Source organism: Pseudomonas sp. S2_A05 (assembly GCF_054668485.1).
This window is the reverse complement of sequence record NZ_CP162775.1, coordinates 1,517,012-1,541,874: the sequence shown is the minus strand read 5'-3', so window position 1 is coordinate 1,541,874 and position 24,863 is coordinate 1,517,012. Positions and strand designations below refer to the sequence as shown.

The 24,863-nt window shown below is 57.3% G+C and carries 39 protein-coding genes and 2 pseudogenes; 16 read left to right on the top strand and 25 right to left on the bottom strand.

Annotated elements, in window-relative coordinates; genetic code table 11:
* Positions 1-24: 24 nt before the first annotated feature.
* From AB4O12_RS07140 to AB4O12_RS07115, 6 genes and pseudogenes are all read right to left on the bottom strand, one after another.
* Positions 25-992: pseudogene (locus AB4O12_RS07140) on the bottom strand (major capsid protein).
* A gap of 12 nt (positions 993-1,004) precedes the next feature.
* Positions 1,005-1,715, bottom strand: coding sequence for a hypothetical protein (locus AB4O12_RS07135; protein WP_460061068.1), 711 nt, complete (start codon positions 1,713-1,715; stop codon positions 1,005-1,007).
* A gap of 400 nt (positions 1,716-2,115) precedes the next feature.
* Positions 2,116-3,162, bottom strand: coding sequence for a phage head morphogenesis protein (locus AB4O12_RS07130; RefSeq protein ID WP_460061066.1), 1,047 nt, complete (start codon positions 3,160-3,162; stop codon positions 2,116-2,118).
* Positions 3,155-4,571: pseudogene (locus tag AB4O12_RS07125) on the bottom strand (DUF4055 domain-containing protein). The gene AB4O12_RS07130 and the pseudogene AB4O12_RS07125 overlap by 8 nt, the downstream one beginning before the upstream one ends.
* Before the next feature lie 7 nt (positions 4,572-4,578).
* Positions 4,579-6,066: a terminase gene (locus AB4O12_RS07120; RefSeq protein WP_460061063.1), complete on the bottom strand. Its 1,488-nt coding sequence runs from the start codon at positions 6,064-6,066 to the stop codon at positions 4,579-4,581.
* Between the two features lies 1 nt (position 6,067).
* The gene (locus AB4O12_RS07115) at positions 6,068-6,667 is read right to left on the bottom strand and encodes a hypothetical protein (RefSeq protein WP_460061061.1); all 600 of its coding nucleotides are present in this window, start codon (positions 6,665-6,667) and stop codon (positions 6,068-6,070) included.
* Positions 6,668-6,746: 79 nt separating this feature from the next.
* On the opposite strand from AB4O12_RS07115, the gene AB4O12_RS07110 reads away from it, so the two are divergent.
* Positions 6,747-6,947, top strand: a complete 201-nt coding sequence (locus AB4O12_RS07110; protein WP_460061059.1) for a hypothetical protein — start codon at positions 6,747-6,749, stop codon at positions 6,945-6,947.
* A gap of 78 nt (positions 6,948-7,025) precedes the next feature.
* On the opposite strand, the gene AB4O12_RS07105 is transcribed toward AB4O12_RS07110, so the two are convergent.
* From AB4O12_RS07105 to AB4O12_RS07085, 5 genes are all read right to left on the bottom strand, one after another.
* Positions 7,026-7,208 (bottom strand): hypothetical protein, encoded by a 183-nt coding sequence (locus AB4O12_RS07105; protein ID WP_252877551.1) that lies wholly within the window; start codon positions 7,206-7,208, stop codon positions 7,026-7,028.
* Complete coding sequence (locus tag AB4O12_RS07100) at positions 7,168-7,554, bottom strand: hypothetical protein (protein ID WP_460061056.1); 387 nt, start codon at positions 7,552-7,554, stop codon at positions 7,168-7,170. The genes AB4O12_RS07105 and AB4O12_RS07100 overlap by 41 nt, the downstream gene beginning before the upstream one ends.
* Complete coding sequence (locus AB4O12_RS07095; protein ID WP_038861473.1) at positions 7,551-7,874, bottom strand: phage holin, lambda family; 324 nt, start codon at positions 7,872-7,874, stop codon at positions 7,551-7,553. The genes AB4O12_RS07100 and AB4O12_RS07095 overlap by 4 nt, the downstream gene beginning before the upstream one ends.
* Before the next feature lie 197 nt (positions 7,875-8,071).
* Entirely contained in the window at positions 8,072-8,926 is an 855-nt protein-coding gene (locus AB4O12_RS07090; RefSeq protein WP_038861471.1) for a putidacin L1 family lectin-like bacteriocin, read from the bottom strand.
* Positions 8,927-8,934: 8 nt separating this feature from the next.
* Complete coding sequence (locus tag AB4O12_RS07085; RefSeq protein WP_038861995.1) at positions 8,935-9,120, bottom strand: Com family DNA-binding transcriptional regulator; 186 nt, start codon at positions 9,118-9,120, stop codon at positions 8,935-8,937.
* Between the two features lie 523 nt (positions 9,121-9,643).
* Here AB4O12_RS07085 and AB4O12_RS07080 point away from each other — a divergent pair.
* Positions 9,644-9,871, top strand: coding sequence for a hypothetical protein (locus AB4O12_RS07080; protein WP_460061053.1), 228 nt, complete (start codon positions 9,644-9,646; stop codon positions 9,869-9,871).
* 121 nt (positions 9,872-9,992) lie between these two features.
* Here AB4O12_RS07080 and AB4O12_RS07075 read toward each other — a convergent pair whose 3' ends face one another.
* From AB4O12_RS07075 to AB4O12_RS07035, 9 genes are all read right to left on the bottom strand, one after another.
* Positions 9,993-10,673: a hypothetical protein gene (locus tag AB4O12_RS07075; protein WP_460061051.1), complete on the bottom strand. Its 681-nt coding sequence runs from the start codon at positions 10,671-10,673 to the stop codon at positions 9,993-9,995.
* On the bottom strand, positions 10,670-11,272 hold the full coding sequence (locus tag AB4O12_RS07070) for a recombination protein NinG (protein WP_460061049.1): 603 nt from the start codon (positions 11,270-11,272) through the stop codon (positions 10,670-10,672). Before AB4O12_RS07070 ends, AB4O12_RS07075 begins: the two co-directional genes overlap by 4 nt.
* On the bottom strand, positions 11,269-11,739 hold the full coding sequence (locus tag AB4O12_RS07065; RefSeq protein ID WP_460061046.1) for a hypothetical protein: 471 nt from the start codon (positions 11,737-11,739) through the stop codon (positions 11,269-11,271). The genes AB4O12_RS07070 and AB4O12_RS07065 overlap by 4 nt, the downstream gene beginning before the upstream one ends.
* On the bottom strand, positions 11,732-11,959 hold the full coding sequence (locus tag AB4O12_RS07060; protein WP_460061044.1) for a hypothetical protein: 228 nt from the start codon (positions 11,957-11,959) through the stop codon (positions 11,732-11,734). Before AB4O12_RS07060 ends, AB4O12_RS07065 begins: the two co-directional genes overlap by 8 nt.
* A gap of 1 nt (position 11,960) precedes the next feature.
* Positions 11,961-12,767: an ATP-binding protein gene (locus AB4O12_RS07055; protein WP_460061042.1), complete on the bottom strand. Its 807-nt coding sequence runs from the start codon at positions 12,765-12,767 to the stop codon at positions 11,961-11,963.
* Positions 12,757-13,563 (bottom strand): hypothetical protein, encoded by an 807-nt coding sequence (locus tag AB4O12_RS07050; RefSeq protein WP_353187461.1) that lies wholly within the window; start codon positions 13,561-13,563, stop codon positions 12,757-12,759. The genes AB4O12_RS07055 and AB4O12_RS07050 overlap by 11 nt, the downstream gene beginning before the upstream one ends.
* Positions 13,563-14,291, bottom strand: coding sequence for a Rha family transcriptional regulator (locus AB4O12_RS07045; protein WP_460062413.1), 729 nt, complete (start codon positions 14,289-14,291; stop codon positions 13,563-13,565). The genes AB4O12_RS07050 and AB4O12_RS07045 overlap by 1 nt, the downstream gene beginning before the upstream one ends.
* Before the next feature lie 432 nt (positions 14,292-14,723).
* A complete protein-coding gene (locus AB4O12_RS07040; RefSeq protein WP_353187460.1) occupies positions 14,724-14,918 on the bottom strand; it encodes a hypothetical protein in 195 nt (64 codons plus the stop codon).
* 32 nt (positions 14,919-14,950) lie between these two features.
* Complete coding sequence (locus AB4O12_RS07035; protein WP_150052258.1) at positions 14,951-15,166, bottom strand: transcriptional regulator; 216 nt, start codon at positions 15,164-15,166, stop codon at positions 14,951-14,953.
* 109 nt (positions 15,167-15,275) lie between these two features.
* On the opposite strand from AB4O12_RS07035, the gene AB4O12_RS07030 reads away from it, so the two are divergent.
* The 3 genes from AB4O12_RS07030 to AB4O12_RS07020 all read left to right on the top strand — a co-directional run bounded on the left by AB4O12_RS07030 (position 15,276) and on the right by AB4O12_RS07020 (position 17,219).
* Positions 15,276-15,998, top strand: a complete 723-nt coding sequence (locus AB4O12_RS07030) for an XRE family transcriptional regulator (protein WP_353187459.1) — start codon at positions 15,276-15,278, stop codon at positions 15,996-15,998.
* 16 nt (positions 15,999-16,014) lie between these two features.
* Positions 16,015-16,596, top strand: coding sequence for a hypothetical protein (locus AB4O12_RS07025; RefSeq protein ID WP_460061039.1), 582 nt, complete (start codon positions 16,015-16,017; stop codon positions 16,594-16,596).
* Positions 16,597-17,057: 461 nt separating this feature from the next.
* A complete protein-coding gene (locus tag AB4O12_RS07020) occupies positions 17,058-17,219 on the top strand; it encodes a hypothetical protein (RefSeq protein WP_460061037.1) in 162 nt (53 codons plus the stop codon).
* Positions 17,220-17,269: 50 nt separating this feature from the next.
* Here AB4O12_RS07020 and AB4O12_RS07015 read toward each other — a convergent pair whose 3' ends face one another.
* Positions 17,270-17,479, bottom strand: a complete 210-nt coding sequence (locus tag AB4O12_RS07015) for a hypothetical protein (protein WP_460061035.1) — start codon at positions 17,477-17,479, stop codon at positions 17,270-17,272.
* A gap of 11 nt (positions 17,480-17,490) precedes the next feature.
* On the opposite strand from AB4O12_RS07015, the gene AB4O12_RS07010 reads away from it, so the two are divergent.
* Positions 17,491-17,637 (top strand): hypothetical protein, encoded by a 147-nt coding sequence (locus AB4O12_RS07010; protein ID WP_460061033.1) that lies wholly within the window; start codon positions 17,491-17,493, stop codon positions 17,635-17,637.
* A gap of 183 nt (positions 17,638-17,820) precedes the next feature.
* On the opposite strand, the gene AB4O12_RS07005 is transcribed toward AB4O12_RS07010, so the two are convergent.
* Positions 17,821-18,060: a YceK/YidQ family lipoprotein gene (locus tag AB4O12_RS07005; RefSeq protein WP_038861465.1), complete on the bottom strand. Its 240-nt coding sequence runs from the start codon at positions 18,058-18,060 to the stop codon at positions 17,821-17,823.
* Positions 18,061-18,234: 174 nt separating this feature from the next.
* On the opposite strand from AB4O12_RS07005, the gene AB4O12_RS07000 reads away from it, so the two are divergent.
* The 10 genes from AB4O12_RS07000 to AB4O12_RS06955 all read left to right on the top strand — a co-directional run bounded on the left by AB4O12_RS07000 (position 18,235) and on the right by AB4O12_RS06955 (position 23,085).
* Positions 18,235-18,471, top strand: a complete 237-nt coding sequence (locus AB4O12_RS07000; protein ID WP_460061031.1) for a hypothetical protein — start codon at positions 18,235-18,237, stop codon at positions 18,469-18,471.
* The gene (locus AB4O12_RS06995; protein ID WP_460061028.1) at positions 18,468-18,701 is read left to right on the top strand and encodes a hypothetical protein; all 234 of its coding nucleotides are present in this window, start codon (positions 18,468-18,470) and stop codon (positions 18,699-18,701) included. The genes AB4O12_RS07000 and AB4O12_RS06995 overlap by 4 nt, the downstream gene beginning before the upstream one ends.
* Positions 18,698-18,892, top strand: coding sequence for a hypothetical protein (locus tag AB4O12_RS06990; protein ID WP_077571970.1), 195 nt, complete (start codon positions 18,698-18,700; stop codon positions 18,890-18,892). The genes AB4O12_RS06995 and AB4O12_RS06990 overlap by 4 nt, the downstream gene beginning before the upstream one ends.
* Positions 18,889-19,014: a hypothetical protein gene (locus AB4O12_RS06985; protein WP_460061026.1), complete on the top strand. Its 126-nt coding sequence runs from the start codon at positions 18,889-18,891 to the stop codon at positions 19,012-19,014. Before AB4O12_RS06990 ends, AB4O12_RS06985 begins: the two co-directional genes overlap by 4 nt.
* 156 nt (positions 19,015-19,170) lie before the next feature.
* Positions 19,171-20,313, top strand: coding sequence for a coiled-coil domain-containing protein (locus AB4O12_RS06980; protein ID WP_073474135.1), 1,143 nt, complete (start codon positions 19,171-19,173; stop codon positions 20,311-20,313).
* A 55-nt stretch (positions 20,314-20,368) separates the two neighbouring features.
* Complete coding sequence (locus tag AB4O12_RS06975) at positions 20,369-21,349, top strand: RecT family recombinase (RefSeq protein ID WP_460061023.1); 981 nt, start codon at positions 20,369-20,371, stop codon at positions 21,347-21,349.
* Positions 21,350-21,494: 145 nt separating this feature from the next.
* Positions 21,495-22,013, top strand: coding sequence for a lambda exonuclease family protein (locus AB4O12_RS06970; protein WP_460061021.1), 519 nt, complete (start codon positions 21,495-21,497; stop codon positions 22,011-22,013).
* Positions 22,014-22,015: 2 nt separating this feature from the next.
* Positions 22,016-22,258 carry a hypothetical protein gene (locus AB4O12_RS06965; protein ID WP_090283103.1) on the top strand — a complete coding sequence of 81 codons (243 nt, stop codon included), beginning with the start codon at positions 22,016-22,018 and terminating at the stop codon, positions 22,256-22,258.
* Positions 22,255-22,719 carry a hypothetical protein gene (locus AB4O12_RS06960; RefSeq protein ID WP_460061018.1) on the top strand — a complete coding sequence of 155 codons (465 nt, stop codon included), beginning with the start codon at positions 22,255-22,257 and terminating at the stop codon, positions 22,717-22,719. The genes AB4O12_RS06965 and AB4O12_RS06960 overlap by 4 nt, the downstream gene beginning before the upstream one ends.
* A 75-nt stretch (positions 22,720-22,794) precedes the next feature.
* Positions 22,795-23,085: a hypothetical protein gene (locus tag AB4O12_RS06955; protein ID WP_460061015.1), complete on the top strand. Its 291-nt coding sequence runs from the start codon at positions 22,795-22,797 to the stop codon at positions 23,083-23,085.
* Here AB4O12_RS06955 and AB4O12_RS06950 read toward each other — a convergent pair.
* The 3 genes from AB4O12_RS06950 to AB4O12_RS06940 all read right to left on the bottom strand — a co-directional run bounded on the left by AB4O12_RS06950 (position 23,056) and on the right by AB4O12_RS06940 (position 24,821).
* Positions 23,056-23,793 carry a hypothetical protein gene (locus AB4O12_RS06950; RefSeq protein ID WP_460061013.1) on the bottom strand — a complete coding sequence of 246 codons (738 nt, stop codon included), beginning with the start codon at positions 23,791-23,793 and terminating at the stop codon, positions 23,056-23,058. The genes AB4O12_RS06955 and AB4O12_RS06950 overlap by 30 nt on opposite strands.
* 76 nt (positions 23,794-23,869) lie before the next feature.
* Entirely contained in the window at positions 23,870-24,439 is a 570-nt protein-coding gene (locus AB4O12_RS06945) for a hypothetical protein (protein ID WP_460061011.1), read from the bottom strand.
* 1 nt (position 24,440) lies between these two features.
* The gene (locus AB4O12_RS06940) at positions 24,441-24,821 is read right to left on the bottom strand and encodes a hypothetical protein (protein WP_460061008.1); all 381 of its coding nucleotides are present in this window, start codon (positions 24,819-24,821) and stop codon (positions 24,441-24,443) included.
* Positions 24,822-24,863 lie beyond the last annotated feature (42 nt).

Here is a 24,863-nt window from a genome sequence, read left to right as displayed (position 1 = left end):
CGAAGCCCGGCTCAGCAGTCAGGGTTACTTGGAGGCATCACCGATCAGAGCAACACCGGCGGTGTGCTTGATGCTGGTGGCGGTCTTGTCCCAGTTGGTGCCGGTCGCCAGCTCGGCGTCGGTCGGCGACTTGCCGCCGGCGGTGGTATCCCGGTGTAACCCTTAAGGCCCAGGCCGAAGGTGTAGTCGGTCTGCAGAGTGGTCTCGATGCGCTCCTTTCCGTTGGTGGTCTGGACGTTGCTGATGATGTCCCGACCGTCGTGCACCATCGCCGCGCCCTGCACCAGGGACAGAACGATTTCCTTGTTCGGCGTACCGGTCTGCATCAGTGCCGGGGCGTCGGTGACAACCGAGATCTTGCCGAGGATATCCACCACGCGGACGTTGCCCGCCTGGAACAATTGTTCGCTGTTGGTGAGCGCTTGGCCGACCAGCTTGTGGTAAGTGGTGCCCTGCATGATCTGGGTGACCAGCGACTGACTCGCATCGCCGAACTTCGCGTGAGCGTTGTTCAGCGCGGCCTGGCTGATACCAGCGGTTGCAGATACGTCGTTCACCGCCGCCGCTTGGGCAGTGATAGCAGCCACCAGAGCAGCGATCGCGGTGTTCAGCTGATCCTTCAGCAGGATCTCGGCGAACGCGCGCGAAGCGACTTCGATGCCCTGAGCGGTTGGTCGCTCCAGCCAGGTCATCTGCGATGGCTCGTAGCGGATCGGGCCGAAGCCGCCGGCCACTTTCACCGAGGAGTTTTTCAGCTCGGTCAGGTCAGTGATCGGTGCGGCACCGTTGGCGGCGTAGCGATCGACGCGGCGCTGGGCGGCGGCCAGGGTCTGGAAGAACGACTCCTGAAGGAAGTCGCCAGTGAAACCGTCAGGCGACAGTAGGATGGCACCACGACTGGCAGCGTTGAACGCCACCAGCATCTGGTCCAGCGTCTCGATGGTCGCCGGCATTACGTATTCGTTGAAGACCTGCATTTGCGACAGGGACATGAGAGATTTTCCTTATTTCTGAGGGAGGTCTGGGAACCGGCTCGCGATTGCGGCCTGTCGTTCCTCTTTGGTGCCGCCGATGTTTCCTTTTGCGGCCCCGCCGCCTTTCCCAGCACCGCCGGCCCCGCCGCCCGATGCCTTGCTGCCAGCGATCAGCGGACCAAAGGCCGGATCGTTGGTAAATTCTGCTTTCAGCTCGTCCAGCGTTGCCGCCGAGAGCTTGCCGGCCGCGTCCAGCACGACGACGGTTGGTTTGCCGTCGCGCTGCTCAACGCTGAGCCGGCGTTCGATGTGGGGTAGCAATGCCTTGGAGCTGCCCGGAATGGCGAGAGTGGTCGCGATCTCGGTAGCAGTACGGCCCACGGTCAGATCCCGGATCTGGCCTTGCAGTGTGCTATTCGTGCTTTCGAGTTGGCCGGTCAGCTCAGCTTCGCGGCGCGCGTACTTCTCCGACCAAGACTTTTCGAGCTCTTCGACGTTGCCGGACTTGCGCAGCGCCTCTTCACGATCCAGGCGTGCCCGGTCTTCGGCGGCTTTACGTTTTTCGGCCTCTGCCTTCTTCTCGTCCAGGAGCTCTTGGACTTTGGATTTGAGACCGGAAACATCTTCCGGCTGTGGCAGCCCTTCAATGCCGAGGACGAACTTGCCGTCCTTCTCGACGTACAGGGCCTGAATGGATTCGTCGACGCCTTCGAGGCTGTCCAGTTGGAATTTCAAGGTCATTGCTGTCTCCCAGAGACGTAGTGCAGGCCCTGCCTGCGGGCATAAAAAAACCCGCCGAAAGGCGGGTTCTATTTGGTGGTGTTTTTTTACTCGGCGTACTTCAAGTAGAAGCTCACGCAGTCTTTATCAGCCCAAAGCTCATTGGATCTACTTTCCACGACAAAGAAATTGGACTGCGCCGAATCTTGTCCCCATTGAATCAAGACCCTTTCACCAACATCTGGCAGGAATGCTTCTGAGCGAGAAGCGTACTCGCGAGTCATGAGCGTCCTTGGAGTCAGGCCATTGTGCTGGATAGTCGGCCCTACGAAGTCAAAAGTAACAACTGTTTTCATGAGTGTTTTCAATCCATGATTGGAGTTCGGTCGGAGATAGTAACTCGGTCGCGAGCTCGCTCCAATCAATCCAAGCCAGCCTTCTCAAATGCTATCGCCTCACGGTCGCGCAACTGCTGAAGGGTCAGTGTTTTGCCGTTGTCATCCACGAACTTCTCCAGCGTCAGCTCGCCCTTGGTGAAGAGCGCGTAGCGGTTCGGCCCGAGAATGTCGCGCTGAAACGCCGCAGGTTGCCGAGCCAGCCATTCCTGATAACTGGTTTTGCTCGGCACCAGCGTCACTCCGTCAGGGCCGATTGAGGGCCGCGTCGAGCCTTTGATCTCGCGTGCAAACTCGTCCTTCAGCACCGGAATCAGCGTGGTGCGGCAGCCCCAGTGATACGGCGGCTTTGGCCCGTCCAGCGGGATCACCGTCTGGTCCACGCTCATGCAGAACAACGTGGTCTTCGAGTCCGGGGTCGCCACCCTGCGCATGCCTGCGAGGATGTCGTCGTTCGCCTTCAGCGTCTCCACCCTCGCAGTGCTGGCGATGTGGTTGGTCATGGTGCGAACCAGTGCGCCGGCCTGATCTTGCTGCAACTGATGAATGCCGGTCAGACGCCGGCTGATCTGCTGGCTGGTTTCGCCCAGGCTGGAACCGATCTGAATCTCGCCGATGATCTCGGCCGCCTTCTTCGTACCAAACTGGTCGAGCGCCCCGCTGATGCTGATGCGCTGAATGCCCTTGCGCGCTTCGAGCTGCAGCGGATCAGCCAGAGCTGCGGCGGAGATCATCTCGGCCGATGGCACATTGAGCTGAACCACCGCACGGACAACCTTGCCCAGCATCGTCGCGTTGAACTGGGCCTCGTAGGTGGCGAACTCGCCAAGATCCAGCTGAGCGCGCCCTTTGAGGTCGTCGTAGATGCCCCGCAAGTCACCCTGAAGGGTTTCGATCTGAGAGTTGTACCGACGCGTACCGTAAGCGCTCAAGCCGTCCGACACGCGCTGCTTGGCGGTCTTGATGGCTTTGCTGATGAACGACGCCACACGCTTCAGGTTTCCGCCGGCATACCGCTGGACGTAAATCTGGTGCCGCGTGGCGGCGTCCTCAAGAAAGCCTTCATTACTCATCGTTCCCGCCTACCGGTGGCGCACTGGCCAACTCTTCGTCAATCTTCTCGTCGGTGCGATCAGCTTCAAGCACACCGCCCTGACGCAGGTTTACCCGAACATCCGACTTCGCAATGAAGCCCTGCTGCCACAGTTGCACCTGGGCGAGGATGTCTTGCGCGGTCATGGTTTCGTCGAAGAACGACTGATTGAGCCAGAACACCGTGCCCTTCTCGTCCGGCGCATCCATCATGAAGCGCTCGGCGTCGAGAATGGCGCGCTTTAGGGCCTCTGAGACGTTGCCGGCGATCGTGCCCAGCACACTGTTGTCCGAGCTGTACCGGATTCGAACAGCCTCTGCCGTCTCGGCGCCGCTGCCCTTCTGGACGACACGGGCGCCGATCATCAGCATCTGCTCTTCCTTGTCCTTCATCAGGGTGCGGGCGAGTTGGGTTTCAGTGGCCTGCAACATGACCGCAGACCCGGACTTGCCAAGGTTGTGCCCGCGACGAGAGCCGATGTGCATCCCGTTCGGATTGAGTCTCGCGAACTCGTCGGCGTCGATACTTGTTGTGATGAACAGCGTCGGCTGACTACTGATAAAACCGCTCTCCTCCACCGTGGCGCTGTTGCCGTAGTGCAGGATGTTGACGTCGGCCAGGTCTTCCAGAGGCGACTTGTCGATACTGGCGTCGTTGTTCTGGGCGCCGTAGAAGCTGAACGGGATGTGATCGAATGGCTGACCAGATTTGTCGGTAGGCTGCGTCTCCTCGACGCTTTCTTGGCCTTCCTTGTAGACGCGCTGTATGTATTTCCCATCGACCAGCAGCAGGACTCGGTTCTGCGTATTCGTCTCGCGGGACAGATCGGTAGCGTTGAACTCAGACACGCATTCCCGCAGGTTCACGTACACCAGGCGCTTTACGCCGTCGATCACCTGCTCATCCCAGTCGATGATCGACAGAGCGTCGTAGTGATGGATCAGGGCGCGCTTGGTGGCAAGGTCAGCCATCGAGCTGACGCCGCTTTCAGTGGCCACGGTCGGGAAGTCGACCAGAAAGCCGCCTCGCCCGCTGTCCGAGGCACTCGCCAACCGACTCCTTCGACAACTGCTCAAGGCTGGTGCCGTCGCCGCTGGCGTTCTCCTTCAGATAATCAACCGCGGTCGGCAGGGATAGTTCGGCAGTCTTGCGAAACACCGCACCCATCAAGCCGGTGCGAGTGCGACCGGTGATGTTGAGGAACATCGCCCGCTTCTTGTACTGCTTGTACCGAGCCAGATTCTCCGGTGATTTGTTTTCCGGATCTGGCATCGGCAGGTATTCGTCGTGCTTGCGCACCTCTCGCGCACCGGCTACGCAGCGTTTCACCAACTGCCAGCCAGGCAGGGCTTGTGCGTACTCTGCCCGGGGAGTGCTGAAATTTGCCATGGAGGCCTCAGAAGCTGAATGTGACAGGGATGTGCGTGACTGCTACGCGCTTGCTCTTCGCGACAGCGAAGTAGCGCCATGCATCCGCCGGGTGAGACGCCCAGTCATGAAGCGGCCGGTCTTTCCAGCAACCCTTCTTGTCGTCCCACTCTTTGCGGTAGTTCTCCAGCGCGGTAATGCCCTCTTCGCACTTCGCCTCGTCAAAGGCGCAATGGGCGAGGATCTCCCGCGCTTGGTCGATGCCGTCATCCACGCCGATCTTCGGCACGACCTGGAACGTCATGCGGTAGTGCTGGCCGTCGATCTCGTAGCCTTCGCGCGCCATTTCACGGCGGGTCTTGGCATCGCTACCGAACTCACGGTTGTCGATGTCATGCGGCCCCCAGTGCTCGGAGTAGGTGTAGTCCTTGTCCTTGAGCACCTTCATGTAGTGCCGCAGGCCTTCCCCGCTGTTCTGGTAGAAGTCGATGACGTGATACTCGTTGCCGACCTGACGCACGAACCAGATGGCCGTGGAGTCGCCGACGCCGATGTCCCAGAAGGTCATCACCGGCAGGTGGCTGTTGTCTGGCAGCGTGCCGATGCGCTGAGCGGCGTAGAGCTTGGTGAACTGCTGGGCGTAGTAGGCGCCCTCGATCGACTGCTGGAAAGCTTCGGCAGGGATCGACGGGTATTCCCGCTTCATGTCGTCGCCGAGGGTCTTCTCCTTGGCCGCGTACCAGGCGCGCTGGCCCGGGTTCGTGTCGATGCCGTGTTTGGCGAACAGCTCGTTGAAGTAGTCGGTCAGGCGCTGCGGGATGATCGCTTCGGTAGGATCGAGCCAGTAGGCCTTGTTCTTCCACCAGCTGAAGAAGAAGAACTTCCAGTCCAGCTTGCCGAGCGGCGTGCCGGACAGCAGTTGCTTCTCTGCGCTCTGCGAGTAGTCGAAGAAGTAGCCCGCCCGCCCCTCCGCCGTCGATTCAATCGTGACGAAGCAGTCGGTGGCGACAGCCTCGAAGGCGCCGGTGACGATCTCTCTGGCCTTGTGGGGAAACTTGGCGCAGATCTTCCCGAACTCGGATACGTGCAGATACCGTAGAGTCCCGCCCCGGAAGGACGTGGACACGTAGAGCGATCCGCCTTTGCTGAACACAAGCTCACCAGCAGCATCGTTAGAAGCAGGATTGGCGGAGCGTATCTCTTTAGGCAGGTTGTCGTAGGCATATTTGACCTTCTCCCGGAACAGGCGCTTGGCGTCGTTCAGGGTGTGGGCGATCAGCGCGCACTTCGCCGACTCGAATAGAGCCGCGTCCAGCTGGATGATGCAGCACTCAGTGGTAAAGCCGAGCTGACGAGCCTTCAGTATGATGTTGCGGGTATGCATCCCATCGAAGTATTCAATCTGCTCATCCGTCATCCGGAAGCGGACTTTCTTGCCCTGCTTGTCGGTGATGAAGTAGAGATTGTTCAACCGCCAACGCTTATCCCGGAGCAGCTTCATGTGCTCGGGCTTCATGTCAGGCGTCCTTCGATAGTTCGTCCATCATCTTCGAGAGTTCGTCGGCTTCGTCCGTCTTCTCCTTCTCGTCCAGGCTGTATGCCTGACGCTCCAGAACCTGCAGGTTCTTCATTGCAGAGGAAAGCTGGAACAGTGTTTTGGAATTGCTGGGCAGCGAGACGGCGGCGAGCATTGATGCGCGGCGCATACCGTTGTTGTCTTCGGAGGTCTCGGCCTCGATATCTTCTTCGATCTCTTCGCGGCGCTGGATGGTCGACAGCAGATCGTCCATCAGCAGGTTCGCAAGATTCGTCGCTTTGCGAATGTCTCGCCGGTGGCTGCGAACCACCCGGGCGCCTTCCTCGGCGGCCTCTTCGATGATTTCGGCATCCAGTTCGCAGTTCGCGCCTTGATCGTTGCGAACCTCTCCGCGAACCAGCTTGCTGCGAACCTCTTTCCGCACCTGGTCAGAAAGGTCTCTCACCCATCCAAGGGCTTTGGCTCTCTTCCTGATTGCGGTGTCGCTTACGCCTTGGCGCTCAGCGATTGTTCGGATGGAAAGCGAACCGGCCCGGTAGGCTCGTTCGATCGCCTCCCAGTCGGGTTGCTTGGTTGTCATCGTAATTCTCGCGGGGGCTTGTAATAGTGGCTTGTTGCCGGTATTGGTGTGGATCCAAAACAACCGAAGGAGCACGACCATGGAAGAGCTTCAAGAAAGCATCAAAGTTGCTGGCGATGCCGACTACCCAGATCAGGTGCGCAGAACTGAAGCGGTAGCTGCGGCGCTGATTCTGATCGCTCATAAAGCTTCCGGAGCTGACGCTACAAACCTAAGCGTTGAAATGTCGCGACTGTCCACTTATGCCGACCAGATTCAAGCCGCACTAAACATACAGTGAGTCACCCGTGCCGCACTCACCTGCGGCACGCTTCCATTGTCGCGACACAATTTGCACTCTCGCGAAACGTGTCGCGACCTACTTGCTCTGACTGCGCTTGATCTGCGCGTCGACCTGATCTGCGCAGGTATCGAGCAAATTGATGGCTTGATTCTTCAGCTCCCACAGCTGGCCGTTGTCGGCGAGGTCTTCATCAGCTACCCGCTCACATGGCACCAGCTCAGGGGGCTCGACTCTTACCGCGGTTGTCTTTGTTACCACCGGCGGCTTTCCCGCGCAGGCCGTCAGGCAGAGGCTGAGCAGCCCAATCACGAACAGGCTTGCTGTTGCGCTTGAGTTCTTCAAAGTTCTTCTCCGCCTTTCTGGCTTTGGCTTGGCTGGCCTGTAAACGCTTGTTCAGGTCTTTCTGGTAGTCGGCGTTGCGCTGGGCTTCGGCGCGCAGCGTGGTGATCGTGGCCTGGCTTTCGAGGTTGGCGTCGACCGCCTTCTTCTTCTCGCTGGCTTCGAATGCCACCTCCCCGCGAAGGGCTACGACGCGCGACTGCTGAATCCCAATGAGGAGCAGGCCGACCAGGGCGATGATGATTGCAGCGGCGAAGGTCTTCATGCGGCATCCGCCTTGCGACCGAGGAATCGGGTCACCAGCTCTCGAATGGCTGTCACGCCGAGGAAGCCGATCGTACCACCGGCAGCGATCGATAGGCTTGAAGGCCAGGCCATCCACTCAATAACGCTGGACGCGACCAGGCTCAGCGATCCGCAAATCAGCGCCTCGAAAATGATCCGGCGCACGCTGGTTTCTTTTCCGTCGTAGATGACGCGAAGCAAGCAAACGGTGATGGCCATGATGACGCCCGCCATTAGCGGATTGCTCAACGCCAGCCAGAGCTTGGCCCATGTGTCTGGCTTGTCAGGCATGTTTGGCATCCGGGTTGCCTCCCCCTTGGGGAGATTGATAAATCCGGCGTCCGCTGCACTCCCAGCTCGGGGCTATGGGTGTGGGGAGCCGAAAATGAAAAAGCTCCCGCGATTGCAGAAGCCTCGAATAGATGCGCGGGCGAACCCGCGCGGTTTAGCAAATGAAGGATCTCTCGACGCCCTTTAGTTCCGGCGTCGTGCCAACATCAGAACGTCCAGATGAAATCCTTGAAGGTCGGCAGTGGCCCAGTCGTGTGATCTGGGTAGAACACATTTTTCGGTACCAGCGTAGGGGTGTAGCCGAAGCGTGCCCAGACCGGCTTTTCTTGCACGATGGACAAGTTACCATTCGCTTGAACGCGCAGAATTGCCCCTGGATTACCGCCAGTACCACTGTGCCAAAGCACTGAGTAATTTGCTCCGTAAATAACCAGGTTGCCATCGGTTTGCATAACCGCCCTTTCGGCACCCTTGTTCTGAGTCCAACTGGCCCACAACACACCCAGCGGACCATTAGAGATCACTAGATTCCCATCGGTTTGGAAGATGAAAGTCGTGCCACCGGACACATACTTTTTGTCGCGCTCCAGAGTAGTGCCAGGAGCAATGATGATCGAGTCTTCGGCGCCAGGTGACTGAGGAATCGCCGGATTACTGCTCCAGATCGAGATGGAGTCTGTAATGACGATATTGCCGTCATTTTGCACGCGCAGATAAGTGCGCTCGGAAGCAGCAGTTTCATCGCGATTCGGCGGAGTACTATTGAAGGTCGACCAAGTGCGAACGTGCTCGCGATCTTTCAAGATTGCGTAGTACAGAATATAGAAGGAGGTCGGGGTATTTTCGTAGACCTTGTTACCGTACGTGATGTAGGGCTGTCCGTCTTGCGCAGACCAAACTGCAGTCTGACCATCGTAGAGGACCAGGTTCGAGTCAGCCTGGAGAATCAATCGGAAGCGCTTGTTGGGCGAATCCAAATACTGATTCCAAGTCATCTCATGTTTCGGCAGCAAAGTAGAGGTACCGTTCTGTGCGAACGGAATGCGTGCTGGAATAGCCATATGAGTACCTATTGAGTCGAATGAATGTTCGCGGAGGATTCCGCTTTCATGTCGCTCAAAGGCGATCGCTCGAGGCTCGTGGCCTTCTCGTGATTCAACGTCCCGCATCGAGAACATTTGATCTGGAGCTCGGTAAACTCACCCACGCGGGCGAGAAGTCTGTTGCACTTTCCACATCTGCAATCTTTAAGCATCTGCAAAGCCTTGTCGTTTTCTGCTAGGCTCCGCCCCGCTCGCGCGAGCAGTGAGGGCCTTGGCTGGCTTGCAGGCTGGTTCTGCGATCTGGCGTCTCCCTTGGGTGTTACCGCACCCTCTGGGGTCGCCCTCTCTTTTTCCCGCGCTAGAACGAAAAGCCCCGAATCTGTCGGGGCTTTTTTGTTTCTGTCGGGTATAAAAAAGCCCCTGCGAATGCAGAGGCCCTGAATAGGTGCGCTCGTCTTTCCGAGCTGTCGGCCTAAGACTCTCCCAGCGTCGACGCCCCTTTGCATCGATCTCGCTGTTCCTGTCTCGCGCCACCCTGAAAGCATTGTGAGGTCAGCGTGCGCGGGCTGCCGGCGTTGATCCGTGCGTCGCACTATCCGGCTATCGACGTCCAGGCCTTCCCGAGGGCTGTCCTGGCTACAGGTAAATTGGGGCAAAAAAAAGCCCGCCTTGAGGCGAGCTCTTGTACTAGATTTGGATTTCAGCCATTCAAATGGCAACACCAGCGAGGGAAGAATGCCGAAGTTACGAACCTTTGAAATCAGCTACACCAAGAACGGCGAGAGAAACACGTTCAGCGTACAAACTGAGAATTTTTACGATCACGAAGAGTGGCGTCTCGTGGCTTCACGCTTCTACCTCTCTCATTCAAATGATCGGGCGGAGGATGAAACACCGCAGACGTGGAAGTCTCTTTGCCAAGATGCCGGGTATACCGACGTCACGTTTGTTGAGATTTCATAAAAAAACCCGGCGCGGTGGCCGGGTTTCGTTCGTCAGTCCTACACACGCAGGAATGACAGGATGGGTGAATAATGCGACATGGCGACATGACATTGCAAGCTCTTTTGAGGGACTATTTTATTTATGCCGCCTCTCCTTCCAGTACTCCGACTGCTTCAAGCATATGTTGCGCCTCGACCAGAGCCTCGTTCACAAGTGACTCCAAGCCGTCCTTGATGGCTTTGTTCCAGCGCTGGTAAGTGCGCTCTGTAAGTCCTTGGGAATCCCAGTTCGTCATGTCGTAGTTCGAGTCGGCCAGGACGATCATCTCGCCGGGCTTGTCCTCTGCTACCGCGCGCGCATGCTTGTTGGCCCGTGCAACATCAGCGTCTGCTGCCGCGTTGCGCCAATCCCACTGCCCCTCCTCCTTGTTCTCCCGGTGCTTCGGCGCCTTGATCTGGGTTACTGCTCGCTGAATGCCCTTCACCTGCTGCGGTACCGCCCAAACAAGAACGGCCTGCTGAGTGAAGCGCTGCGGCGCCGGGCTCTTCACCACGGCGACTAGCCGGCCGATGGAATCGATCTTGCGGCCACGGTGCGTGCTGTACTTCGCCACCAAAGCGTTCCAGTGCCTCGGGGAAAGCTGGGCGTGCAGGAGCTTGTGCACGATGCAGTCAGCCAACAGCGCGGCATCCTTCCCGGATATCTCGCCCTTGAGCTTGCTGGCCTGCACCCGGGGCTCGACGTTGCATCCGCCGGAACTGTTGATCGTCTCGGCTGCCAAGGCCCGGACCACGGCGGAAATCACGTTGTGGTAGTTCATGCTGCAGCCCTCTTCAGTTCTCGGGTCTTGGCCCGGTATTCGGCCTTGATGGTTTTGATTTCTTCGACGTTGTACTTGCGGGGCTCATGAGGCCCTTCAAGCCATGCCACGGTTTCGGCGCCGATGCGCTGCACCAACCGGATGCGGTACTCGACCGCGTTACCGGACAGGTTGCGGTTGCACTTCACGCACTGGCGGTGGATGTTCAGCGGCTCGAAACGCAGCTCCGGACAAGCGCCGACGGATCGGTAATGCCCAGCGTCCCAGCGACTGCCCGTCATCAGATCGTTGTCGTTCGGCATCGAGTCGCAGCTGATGCACGGCAGGTGAGCGTCACGCAGGCGGACATACTCGTTCACGGCGGCCTGGGCTTCACGCAAATGATCCGCTCTGCTCTTCAGCCTTTCCTTACGCACCTGGATCTCGCGGCGGTCGCGCTGAGCGATGGCCTTGCGAGCTTTTTCCATGTGGCGCGGCGCATCAATCGCCGCGCAGGCCGGGCTGCAAACCGCTTGCCCCATCCGCGATGGGACGAATGAGGCCCGGCAGGTAGCGACTCGGCATTTCTTCGGCTTGGGCTGCTTCCTTTCAATCGTCATGCAGCCTCCTGGCTCAACAGATCATCGAAGTACACGCCCTGCGGAGCGAAGCGCGCGACAATGCGATCGGTGTAGGCAATGCCCTGGGAACGATTGAACAGACTGGTGACCGGGAAGCCGTCCGGCCCGAACAGGTGGCACTCGCCCATCATGTCGAGCTTGGTTTCGTACGGCAGATGACGCATCACCCGGTACCACTCAGCCTGAAACCCGGCATCCTCGTTCAGCAGGATCTGCACGCCGATGTGCAGCTTGCAGTAGCGACGGGCTTCAGCCTCATCGCCGATCTGGGTCATTTCCGCGATGCGCTTGTACATCGCAAACCACAGCCGGTTTTGGTCGAGCGTGCGGTCTTTGCCCGGTCGCAGCGACACGACGACGAATCTCTTGTCGCGGAACATGGTGCTGAGCGCGGTAATGGCCTCGGAGAGTTTGGCCTGGCAGTTCACGGAGATTATGTCAGCCATGCGCGGCCACCTTGTTCGGCAGTGCGCTGATCAGCTCGCCGAGTTGCTGTGTCAGCCGTTCGTTCTCTGCCAGCAGCTCAAGCGCCACCTCCTCCACGGTCTTCTCCCCAAGAAATTCCTGCAGCGCCTCGGTGTTGCGCTGCCAGTCTGCGCAGTCGGCACGGTAGGACGCGGCTTCGGCCCACAGCAGCTTCTGGAGTTTTTGTTTGTCGATGGTCATGTCAAAACCCTTCCTTGCCGCGTTGAGATTCCCAATCGAACGGGACCACGATCATTCCGCCCTCGCGCAGACGGTCGACACAGCGATCGCCCATTGCGGCCGGCAACTGGCTGGCTTCGAGGTTGGAGATCACCACCGTCGGGCGCTCCTGCTCGTACCGGCCGTTGATGATTGCGAACAGGGTCGTCAGCTCGAAGTCGCTCGGCTGCTCCTTGCTCACGCCTACCTCATCCAGCACCAGCAGATCGGGATCGATCAGGCTCGACAGAATCTCGGCTTCGCTGCGTTCGCTGTGCTTGTCGTACGTGGAGCGGATTGCCTGAAGGATTGCGCCGACAGTGCGGTACACGGCCGTGCGTGACGAGTTGTGCAGCAGCTCGTTGGCCATGCCGGCGCCGAGGTGCGTTTTCCCGGTACCGGGCTTGCCGATCAGCACCATGCAGCGACCGGTTTTCAGGATCTCGTCGAAGATCTGCACGTAGTGCTGGCAGAACCGAAGGGCCTTGCGCTGGCCGTCGTTCTCGGCTTGGTAGTTGCCCAAGGTGCGAGTAGCGAACCGTTTCGGGATCAGCGCATCGCCCAGCTTGCGAGCGAGGGACATGCGCAGTTCCATCGCCTTGTTCGCTTGCTCAGCGGCTTCGGACTTCTCCCGGGCGATGCGGGTGCACTCAGGGCAGTTGCTTTTCAGCTCCCGACCCAGCACAGGGAAGACCCGCTGCTCGTAGGCACCGTGGGTTTCGCACTCGGCTGGCTGGATGCGCGTTCCCGGCGGCAGTTCCGGCGTGGCTTGGACTGGCTCAGAGCGCATAGCTGCCGTCCTCCCGCATTTTCAGGCCGGAGGTGTAATCGCGATCGGCGAAGCCGGTGTGACGGGATTGCGGAAACGGGTGCACATTGCTGGCGAGCTCAGGGATCTCGTCCTGCCAGCGCTTGCCGTTGAGCCACGTCGCAGGGTGCGGGATGAACTGGCCCCGCTCTTTGGTCCAGTCAGGTGTCAGAACCTGCTTGGCGAGAGCTGCGACCATCAGGTCGTACAGCGCCTGACTGACCTTGAGCTTCGCCCAAGCCTTCTCGGCTTTGTCCTTCCCGACCTTGCGCGGATAGAGCTTCCAGAACTTCGGGAACAGGTCCTCGGTCACTACCGGAGCAGGCGACGGAGAGAGGGAATCAGGAATCAGGAATCCGGAATCAAGAGAGAGGGAATCAGCCGGGAAAGAACTGTTCTTGTCTGGCGCTTGCACCGGGCTTGCACCATGCTCCCCCTCCGAAGCCTCTACGCCGGGCATTTCAGGGATGACGCTCTTCGCCTCTTTGACGTGAGGGTTCTGGTGCTTCGACCAGTTCACGATCTGGATGGCCTTGAATGATCCAACGGTGTACCGCGCGATGAACCCCAAATGATCCAAGTCGGCGAGCATCTTTTCGATGTCAACGTTGTCAGCCGGGAACAGAGCCATTTTCAGGCGGCGCGGGCGATCTTCCAAGCGCCCTTCCCGATCAGCCTCGGTCCACATACCAATGAAAAGAAGGCGCGTTGCAAAATCTACTTCAGCCAGGTGTTCGTTCGAGAAGAACCCCGGTTTGATATTTCTGGATCTGGCCATCATGGGCGTCCTTTGCCGATAAGCACGGCAAGCTCAAGGAAGCGATCGACGTACCAGTGAGGTTGCGTCTCGCGCGGGCATTGAGGGCTGGTGAGGTTCTTGCCGTACTTGAGGCCTTTTTCAGTCACGGACCAGAAGTCGACCATCTCGTGTTTGGAGTTCTTGCGCTGGAGTTGCTTGAGGAAGCCGTGGTCGGCCAGCGCACGATTGAAAGCGGCCGGCGCGCAGCGGATGCCGCTGTCCTTCAGCAGCGCTGTGGCAGACTTGGTAGGCATCGAGGAGCCGCCGGTGGCATCGGGCGCGGCGTCGATTGCGTATCCTGGGAGGAAGCTCGACTCCAAGCCGTTGTTCTTTGCGATCTGGGCAAGCATCAGCACCTGGCTGGACGGCGCGGGCTTCAGCAGGCGCGTGAAGCATTCGAGAATTGCCAGTTCCCCCACTACCTTCGTGCCGTTGGCGAGAACAGCTTGGCGGGCGCCATCCTGCTGCTCCAGTTCACGCCAGCGGCGAATCACCTTCATCCGCATTGGCGCGCTGTAGCCGGTAAGCAGGCAATCGGTGTGTTCGCGGTCCAGCAGATACTCGATTTGTTCGCGGTTTTGGCCGTCCAAGTAGATGTGCTCAAAACTGAGTGCATCTGCCTTGAGCTCTTTGAGCATTGCGAGAATGTCGCGCTTGACGTTCGCATGGCGCTTGCCGGTTACGTTGGCGATCTCGCGAGAAGACATAGTGTGTCGCGACACGTTTTCGGAATTACAAAAAGGTGTCGCGGGCTTTTTGAGGGCCTGTACATCATGGTTAGAGGTATGCATAATTCGCCTCACAGATGCTTTTGTTGTATGCAGTAGAAGAAACCACCGGGCCTGGTGGTTTTTTTTCGCCTGCGATTTGGGTTTTGTCATTCGGGGACTTCATCAGCCCCTCCTTTTTCAGTCCCTATTACGGGACCTTGTTGGGCTCGCCTTGCAGTGGGTAGATGCCGGAGTTTTCCGGCGCCTTTTGGCCTGGTCTTCTCGAAAAAGCGCTCCGTTCCAAGCTTTGCGGCATAGTCGTCAGGAGTCATTCCTGCGGCCTTTGCCAACCTTTCAAGCTTTTCGTAGAGGCGCCCATCGATCCCATGGCAGATCGTGGTTTCAGGCACATAGCCTCCTTCAGGGCCTTCAGGCCTGCATGTGTTTACCGTTAGCATCCATCTCGACGATGCTCTCCAGCTTTTCCTCAACGCACATGCGCACGAATACAGCGGGCTGCAACTTGTGAAGACGCGCTACGGCTCTTAATGCCTCATAGGTTTCATCGTCGTAGCGGGATTTGATTTCCCGATCCTTCAGGTGACGGCTGTCGTCGTAGGCCATAGGGGTCTTGCTCCTGGGTGAATGGAAAATGGTTATGCGGCTTTACTGGATTCGTTGGGATACAGGTCGGGGCGCAAGTCATGGCGGGATACGCCGGTTGCCTGCTCGACGGGAATTACACGCTCGGCCGGAACCCGGCCGGTGGCGCACCAGCGCTGTACGTTTTGTGGCGTACAGCCAAGGACGCGAGCGAGGGCCGACTGGCCGCCTGCTGCCTTAGCTGCACGCTCTGCTGCGTTCTGTTCCATAGCGTCCTCGTTAAACTGGTAATTACAACGCAAAGTTACAGCTTTTGAAACGTGACTACAAGTGAGAATTGCAATGCTAGCTACAAGTTCGAGTTGTATTCTCGCGGTCATGACTACTACCTCCTCCCGAATCGCTGCGGCCCGCGAGGCTGCTGGGCTAAATCAGTCCGAGCTGGCGCGAAAGCTCGATGTGAGCCCGCAATCCGTCCAAGCCTGGGAATCCGGGCGAACTGTCCCGAGAAACCCGAAGATCAAAATGCTGAGCGACGTGCTTGGAGTTTCGGTCGCCTATCTGATGGGCGAGGCTGGCCCGCTCGAAAGTCAGAGCCGCACTGCCGACACTTCATTGGGCTCAATCGAAACGTGGGATGACGAGACGCCACTTGGCGACGACGAGGTCTACGTCCCCTTCCTCAAGGAAGTCGAACTGGCGGCGGGCACTGGGCGATTCGCGATAGAAGAAAGCGACAGTGCAAGGCTTCGCTTCCTCAAGAAGGATTTACGCAACAACGGCGTTCAATTCAGCAATGCCAAGTGCGTGACGGTGAGCGGCAACAGCATGATGCCGGTGCTTCGGGATGGCGCCACCGTGGGCGTCAACATGGGCAAAAACTCGCTCGGCGATATCGTCGACGGCGAGATGTACGCGGTGAACCATAACGGTCAGCTGCGTGTGAAGCAGGTTTATCGGACTCCGACGGGCATCAAGCTTCGTAGCTTCAACCACGACGAACACCCGGACGAGAACTACACATTCGAGCAGATCCAGGAGCAGCAGATAGCGATTCTTGGACATGTTTTTTGGTGGGCGATGTACTCCCGCGCGAATTGAATTCAGAGGCTTCAACATGGACGAAGCGGTAAAAGCCTGCCCCTATTGCGCAGAAACGATCAAAGCCGAGGCCATCAAGTGTAAGCACTGCGGTGCTGACGTTTCTTCGCAGGCAGTGGAGTGTGGTGTTTGCCACTCGCGGCCCGACGTGAAACCTCTTCCGAAAATCTTAGGCACTCACTGGAAAGTGATTCTGGGTGCCTTCATGGTTTGCGTGACCCTTTGTGCGTTCGTCTACCGCGAGACCTCCGGTAGCTCAGCGGTTCCTGTTCAGCAAAAATCTGTCGCCTATAAGCTGAAGGCGAAAGATCTAATTCATCTCGACATACAGGCTTTCGGCTGCATCACTCCTGACGATTTTGATCGAGCGTATTCCAGCTACACACATGGCGATTATGCGTTGAGCGCTGTTATGGTCACGCGTGGATTATGCTTTGAGCAGATGGATATCAGCCAAAATACCTCATGGACGGTTGTACAAATGCGCGATGACCGAATGGAGATCGAACTGAAGAACGGGGCCGAGAATTCGAAAGCGCCCGGCCTAAGCCGATCTACTTACTGGACACATACCCGATGGGCCTCTCGCGCAAAATAATCAAGTGCCCTACAAAGCCCGCCAAGCGCGGGCTTTTTTACGCCTGCAGGAAACCCTTCCATGCATAACTGCAAAATTAATTACAACTCACGCTTGCACATTACAATTTTCAGTTGTAGATTTGCTTCAACGCCAAAGCAATCCGGCGCCAGGGTCGACAGACCCGCCGCTCTTTAACAACCAGCGCCATGAACGACTACCCGGCCAGTCCGGTTAGGTCACTCCCGGCTCCATCGGTGGGAGGTCAGTAAACCGATGAACAAAACCGCACTTGCCTCTACCGGCGACCGGCGATCCGACAGGCCCGAAAGCCTGCCCACGCGCAGCCCACTGCGACGGCGGACGAGGTGTTGACCGAACTGAGTGAATGACCTGGTAAGCGGGTGCGGAGAAACACGGAATTTTTCACTGATGCACCTGGTGACGGGTGCATTGGGAAAACAACCGACAGGTGAACGACCATGAAGTACGAAGACGCAATCGCGAAACTCGAACAGCACGCTCAACAGTGCGAGGACAACGCCGTAATTCAACGGCGTGAGGGCAATTGGAAAGAAGCTGATTACAACGACGGCGTGGCAGCAGGTTACCGCATTGCCGTTGCAGTTCTGAAGGCCGAGTGATCATCGCTGCCGCACCTTGGCGACAGGGTGCAGCGGGATGCCCAAGGCGATTAGTTTTCTTCGTTTTCCTGCAATACGCGGCGCTCTTCTGCGAGATCCCTTTTGGCCTGATTGAGCAGATCGATCAGCTCATCTACTTCGCCTTCATCAAAAATCAGGATCAACTCTTCTCGGATCCCCTGATCCTGCTTAATGCAAATGTTTCCAGCATCCGAAATGTAAACCTCTGCGCCGTAACGCGGATCGATCTTCCCAACCATGGAATGCACCTATGCAATTTACCTACGAAGTGAAGGGTGGAATGTACATCTACAAAGGGCCACGAGGCCATGGCGGAATCGCCTATTCGCTTCAGCAAATCAATGATCGCCTCACCAAAACATATGGCGTCGGCGGCTACGAGCTGACGCAAATCTAACAACCAGCGCCACGACAGCCTGTCGTTAACTGCCCGATCCTCTCTATGAGAGCGCATCGGGATGTGATCTGAGGCTAAGTCTCGGGCAGCGGATGTGCCAACCGGTCGCCTACAGGGCTACCCCTTCCGCCGAATGCCGGTTGAGCCCCGGCCAGATCACACCCCGATGCGGACACCCGAAGCTCAAAGGTTGCAGCTGTATTGATATTCGAATGGGAAAAAGACGGTATCGACCACCAGAGAAAACGGCGCGTCGATCAGCAAAAAGGGAATCAGCTTTCCTTTGGAGGTACCCACCAACCACCAGTCGAATCGCACGCCAATGTAGGGGCACCGGTGCTTGTCATAGTCCATGCGCATGGCGGTTGCCATACACCCACTCAGGCTGGCAATCAGCACCAGTAAAATCGCTTTTCGAACCACGTAACGTCCTTATTACTTCTTTGTGCGGAGCTGGATAGACGCTGGCGCGCAGAGTTAGTCACCCTCCCCCGACACCACCCGAATGCACTCCCCTCCGCGCCCAACGGCAACCAGCGGGGCGGACCAGTGCATCCGAGTTTTGTTGGATCAATACCCGCCACCACGGAGGCGACCATGGCAACCAGCTATGCAGACAGTGCGCAGGCCCGAGAGTGGGATCGGCGCTTTGATGGATGGGGCCGTCCCAAAGCGCCGCAGGTTGAAGACTTCCACGACTACGAAGCCGCAGCGCAAGAACTCACCCAGCGTCAGGCGCTGATGGCAGCTCAAGAGCTCGTCGACCGCAAGGCGCGGGCGAAGCGAGTTGCGGCAGCGGTGGTCGCTTACGGCGAATTCTGGGGCCTCCAATGAACATCCAGCAGCGTGACCATCAAACGGCGGTGACCTGGATCGAGGGCGAGATCAGCAACATGATCCGCGACCTCGGCAAGCCCAACGCCAGCGCCGCCGCGACATCCTGCATCACCCTGGCCTTCATGCTTCGTGCCATTGATGACAGCGAACACCGCCACTACCGCGCACGCATCGACCAGATTTACGCCTCCTACAACGCCTCCGTCTCGCAAGGAGCTGCAGCATGACAACGCCTCCGGTAAAAACTTTGGTCGATGAGCAGCTCGACGATATCGAGCGCCGCATCGCGATTCTCGGCTTCGGCCTGCCCTTCAACGAGGTCATCGGCCGCAAGCGCGAGGATCTGGTCGACAGCCTCCCGCAGCGCCTGTCGGTGACCATGAAAGGCGGACGCATCGCTGTGAGGGCTCGGCCATGAACCTCGTCTACTGGATTCTGGTTGTGCTTCTGGTTGCCGGTGCAGGCGCCTACGGCATCGTGAAAGACGGCTCGGGCACTTGCCCGGTGCCGCGCTCCACCACCTACAACGTGTTCCGATGACCAGCCTTCAGCGTGCACGCCGCATCCTGATTCGGCGTGGCTCGTTTCGAGTCCTTTCGATCTACACCTTCCTGATGCTGCTCAGCGCCCTCGCCGACCGCATCACTCAATAAACAAGCCCACCACAAGCTGCGCTCGGCGCGGCAAGGAACCGTCATGTCTGCAAAAGCCCAACAAGCCCCTTTGCAAGAGTCCATCGAAATGACCGCTGTAACGCCCAAAGTAGCTGTCACCGATATCGCCGAATATCGGCCGCATGAAGAACAAATCGTCCGATTGGAAACGACCTACGCGAACCTCGTTGTCGACTGCTCTACCAGTGAGGGCTTGGCGAATGCGAAGGAAGTTCGCGTGGATATTCGCGATGTCCGCTACGCCTTGGCCAATACCACGAAAACGGCGCTGGTTCCCTATCAGCAGGCGGTTAAAGACGCCCAGGCTCGCGTCAACCAAGTGAAGGAATTTGGTGAAGCACTGAAGGAGCGCGTGCTGGCGATCGAAGCGCCCGTAGACGAGGCAATCAAGGCCGAAGAAAAGCGCGCCGCTGACGCCAAGGCCGAACGCGAGCGTGTCGAGGCTGAGCGTGTCGAGGCCATCCGGAAAAAAATTACCCGATTCAGCTCTGTAGCAGCAGCGTACGCAAGCCGCAGTGCTGCCGATGTTGCAGCCGTGCTTCAAAGCGTCAAAGAGTCGGTAATCCTGCCAGACGAATACGCCGAGTTTGAAGCTGAAGCCACCATCGCCCGCGACAACGCTATTGATCAGCTTGAAGCGCTGCACCGGGCTGCTGTTGACCGCGAAGAGGCGGCAGCCAAGCTACTGGCCCAACAAAAAGAGCTGGACGAACTGCGTGAGAAGCAACGCATCGCCGATGCTGAAGCAGAGGAGTTGCGCAAGCAGCGCGCCGAGGAAGATCGCCTGCGCTTGAAGCAGCAGCAGGATGAACTCGACCAGCAGCGCCGCGATATGGAAGCGCAACAACGCCAGCAACGTGAGCAGCAAGAAGAACAGCAGCGCCAGCAGCGCGAACGCGATGCGCAGTATCAGCGCGACCAAGAAGAGTTGGCTCGCCTGCGCGCACTGGCTGCAGCACCCGCTGCGGTTGCAGGCGTCATCACGACACCAGCCGTTACCGACACAGCGCCAGCAGATGCAGTGGGAGTTGATCCGGTTCCAGTGGCTGACGAAGTCGCTGACTCGAACATGCCGAGCGCCAACGAAGTGGTCGAGGTCGTGGCCATGGCCTTCTGCGTCACCAATGACGAGGCATCGGCCTGGCTGCGCGCCCTGTCGTTCTAACAAACCCTGAAATCACCCCGGAGGCCGGCCAAAGTCGTCGGCTATGGAGTTAGGAATGAACGCTCAAACCCAGATTGCTACCGTACCAATGGACACAAGCCCGACGGGCCTGATCCTCAATCGCGACAGCATGCAGTCGATGACTGAACTCGCCGGCATCATGGCAGGCGGCAAAACCACCCTGCCAAAGCATTTCCACGGCAACACTGCCGACTGCATGGCAGTAATCATGCAGTCCATGCAATGGGGCATGAACCCCTTCCAGGTGGCGCAGAAGACTTTCATCGTCAACGGTGGACAACTGAGCTATGAAGCGCAGCTGGTCAATGCGGTTATCACTACGCGAGCGCCGACCCTTGATCGAATCCATTACGAGTGGTTCGGCGACTGGGACAAGATCATTGGCAACTTCCGTGAAATCGAAAGCAAAAAGCAAACGGATGATCACGGGCAGCCGAAAAAATACCGAGTCCCAAACTGGAACATCAACGACGAGAAGGGACTTGGCGTCCGCGTTTGGGCGACGTTCGTTGGCGAAGATGCTCCCCGCGAACTGACCACCTTGATGACTCAGGCCCGGACCCGAAACTCCACGCTATGGGCGGACGATCCGAAGCAGCAGATCGCATACCTGGCGCTCAAAAAATGGGCACGTCTGTATTGCCCCGACGTGATTCTGGGCGTGTACACCCGTGACGAGTTGGACGACGGCTACGCGCTTCCGGAAACGGATGTTACCCCACGATCTACCAACGAAAAGCCAGCAGATGTGGGCGCTGCTTCGGTTCCTCAGGGCGACGCCACCGACGCAACTGCGGACCTGTTCGAGCAGCTCAAAAAGATCGCTCAAGAACAAGGAATTGATGGCTACGAAAAAGCCTGGAAGGCACTGAAACCGCAGCAGCGTGGCGCAATTGGCGTGACACGTCACGGTGAGCTGAAGTCGATTGCACAGACAATTGAGGCAGAGTTCACAACCCTCAACGAAAGCTCAAACGGCAATGCGAACGACGATGTGCAAGGCGGCGAGCAATGAACGCCTCAGTAGACCTTCAACGCACCGAGCAGTGGCATCAGGACCGCAGCGGACGCCTAACGGCAAGCAGGTTCAAGGATGTGATTGCTTGGGGTGATCGCGACAAGCACGGGAAGCGCAAGCCGCTCGCGGCGCGCACCACTACATGCGCGAACTGGCTTTCGAACGTCTGGCGAACAGATCGAAACATTCGGTCAGCAGCAAGTCGATGGCGTGGGGTACGGAGGTCGAGCAGTCGAGCCACGACTTTTACGAAATTCTGACCGGGAACACCGTCATCAAGTCGGGCTTTGTGGTTCACCCAAAATACGACTGGCTGGGCTGCTCGCCGGACGGCTTGATTGGCGAGGACGGCGGCATTGAGTCGAAGTGTCCATTCAATGAAGCCGTCCACGTCCGCACCTGGCTCGAAGGAATGCCCGACGAACACAAGCCGCAGGTTCAGGGCTGCATGTTCGTCACGGGCCGGGAATGGTGGGATTTCCTGTCGTTCGATCCGCGCCAAGATGAAGACTGCCGCCTGTACATCGAGACCATCAAGCGCGATGACGAGTACATCGCGATGCTTCATCAAGAGCTGGTCCAGTTCAATTTGGAGCTTGGCCGGATGGTTGACGAAGTAGCGGACAGAGCGCGGGCGCAAGCCCATCGATTAGGAGCCTGAGCATGATCAGCAATCACCTCAACCTCGTCGAGCAGCACCGACCTGACGCCGAGTCGATCGCTGAGCGAATCGCGCAATACCTGGCTGCAGGCGGGCGGATTGACCAACTGAAAAGCCCGCCGCGCAATCCGCTGCCACCGCCCCGCTCGAAGAAAATAGACCCTGAAACGGTCCTCAAGCGGCGGCCGAAGCCGATATCGGCGGCCGAACGCAAGGCGCTGCGCAAAATGGCGGACTCGCTATGAAGTCGAAACGTAAACCCAACAACGGTTTCGCCCGGGCTGAACGCAGTTGCCGGGCGCTGCTGCGCACCAACCACGTTGCGGTCGTGAACATCGACCCCAGCGGCAGCCAGATGATGGCGAACTGGAAGAGCTGCAAGCAGATCCGCAGTCTGGCGATCGCCAACGCGATATTCGACTTCTCCTACCGCTGGACGATCTACATCGCCGCCATGTGTCGAGACGAGCGCGGTGCTGAGTACATCAAGTCGGTGGAGATCTCGCCCGAGGGCATCTACAAGGTCGAGCGTCTCACCGATGCGATCGAGCATTACTACCTTGAGCTGCGCAACAGCGCGAACCCGACCCATCTTGTCGCGTCAGGCTGGATCGCCATTCCGGACGAGATATCGATGGACGAAGCCCAAGCCGCGAAGCTGTTCTACGCGGCGGGCGCCTGGCATCAGGTGAAGGTAGCTGCGTGAGACGTTCCAAACCCCAACAACGCAAACGACAGACCTGGCTGGACTTGCCGGCCAGCGGAATTGAAGAGGTAGGCCATGGCCGAAGTACAGGAGCCGACGAAGGAAGCCATCAAGCAGAAGAAAAAGCGCGAGAAGGCTGCAGCAAAGGACGCTGCATTGGGCGTCGAGAAGTTTACGGTTGAGGTGGCCGGGGTGTTCAAGCCTGATCTGAAGCGGGTCATGGCAGCGCACGGCATCAACAACCAGCAGGAGGTTTACCAGCTGCTGCTGATGAACCTGATCGCCGCCGACTTCGATACCAGGCCAAGATGCTGCGCTGTGTCACGACACCTTTTGTTATTTCTGAAAAGGTGGCGCGACACTTGAGAGACACCGGGCTGCAACACTTGGCGAATAATCCAGGCGAGGAAGGCGACGAGATTTATCTTTCCTAACAGCCCAGACTCCGTCACTCCATTTTTTTACTTTTTCCCACTCATTCTTGAGAATAAGTTGCGCAGCCACTACTGCGCGGTTTCCACTATCCAAAATATCGCTGTATGCAACCGCCGCGCTGATATATTCGCTCATAATCTCAACTAATTCCTGCGATTCAGCTTCTGCAGGATTTAAAAACAATTCAATTTTTGCAAAATGGAAGCGTGAGCGCGCAACCTTATCAGAAAAATCCGAATATCTGAGTTGGTAGAGATCTCGACTTTTCGACCGAGTTTCAGGCGTCGATGAGTCCATCCAAGATGTGTCATTGATGAATTGAGCGAGTGTATGCACGTCATAACCTAGAGATAGAAAATGCGACAACTCATCTCGGAGTCCATTAATCCACTGCTGACGATTCATGGCAATTGCTTCCGATCGGCCCTGCGCTCTCAGGGCTTCGGCAGTTCCTTTCGCTACGCGCTCTTGGCTTTCAACAGACCGCTTAAAAGTGTGCGTATTGTAGAGCGCACCAACTATTACCGCGATGGCGGTTAGAACGAATCCAAAAAGCGTTACGAGGTCAGTCCCAGTATCAACTACAGCCTTAATCTCAGGTAGCCGATGCAGGGTCACCATCAAATTTTCAATCGCCACGCCAACTCCTTGATCCAAATCCATGCGGGACCGAACATAAATACCCACTTAAACAAATCATGCCAACCATCGGTTGTCATTTTGGTGTCGACTCGCCCTCTAAGTTAGCGACGACTGGAGAACCTGAAATAGCTGGGCCGATTGTTTGAACGCGTGAATAAATATCCTGAACTACTTTATCCGCTTGTTCTTGAGCTGCCTCATTTGCTCTCCTAACAATTGCTTGCGATGTCTCAAGGGTGCCGTCAATCGGTTTACCAACATCATCAACAGTACCGCTTGGCTCAGGTAATGGCTCTCTATGAAATACTACCGAGTAGTGACCTAAAATACCTTTTAGATAGTCAAGAGCGGGCAGAGACCGAGCATCCGCACTCACCTCCACTGCCTTATCCCCCTCTCCCACTTTCAATGTAAACGGATGTGCTTTTTGTAATGACTCGTTCTTATGCGAATTCCACCAAAAAACAAATCCAACAAATAAAAAACAAAACCCAATTCCCGCCGACAAAATGAAACTTTTCCCTTCAGATTCCAACCAAACGGAACCTGCAAGAAACAAAGCCGCAATAATAAAAATAAGAGTCACTGCAACCTGATTGCCTTTGGGAATCAGTTCTAGACTACCGCTCGCCTTGACTTCCATATCAAGCTCCGATACTTACAGTGCCGTCGGGATTTTTGGTGGGCTGATAAAATGGATGGACCGCCATAGGAGCATTCATATTCAAAAATTTAACGGCATTCATTAGAACACCTTGAATCTCTACGGAATTGGAACCGTCGATAAAGCAATTCTTTACTGTAAAATGTGGTGTTTCGATAATCAACCGGCAGTTGTCGAAGCGACAAGATTGAAAATTCCAACCATCCAGCTTAATTACTTTGTTGTTATACCAAAGTCCATCTACCGAGGGGTATTTAAGAAATGGAGGTGGAGGTGGAGGTGGAGCTTCGTTTTTACTTCCGTGCCCCACGTAGGCGTTCAATCCTTGTAAAAGACCGTGATTGTTATCTTCCTTCGACATTAGATTCTCCTAACAAATTGACAAAACCTTGTAACCCGAATC